The sequence below is a fragment of the Dellaglioa sp. CoH-57-MRSF-16 genome (assembly GCF_056782055.1).
The window spans coordinates 1-350 of the sequence record NZ_JBXAXZ010000105.1; the positions used below are offsets into that span (position 1 = coordinate 1).

The 350-nt window shown below is 55.7% G+C and carries 1 protein-coding gene; it reads right to left on the reverse strand.

The genetic code is table 11. The features are described 5' to 3' along the window. Nucleotides 1-42: 42 nt before the first annotated feature. Nucleotides 43-350, reverse strand: a 308-nt coding sequence (locus tag AC1RPH_RS08070; protein WP_481762069.1) for a hypothetical protein, incomplete at its 5' end; no start/stop codon positions are given.

Here is a 350-nt window from a genome sequence, read left to right on the forward strand (position 1 = left end):
TTATTCAATATTGGACAGTTTACCAACACCTTGATTCTTTTGTCAAGGACTGAGAATGGTGAAGGGGCCACGGCTTCCGTTGTCGAATTCGCAGGCAGCGCCCAACGCGCATTCCAAGACCTCACGCGGCCCGTGTCCACCATGCGACGCGTACATGGCCCCAAGCGCGTATTCAGCACCGCTCCCGATCGCAGCATAGTCGTAAGCGGCCTCAACCACGGTCCCGTCTCCGTGAATCTCAAAAATGTGGGATTCATAGCCGAGTAGGATATTCACGTCCTTAAACGGCTTATCTCGGCTGGTGCCGGATTCAAGCAGCAGGCAGCGCCGCAGTTCTTCACGCACTGGCC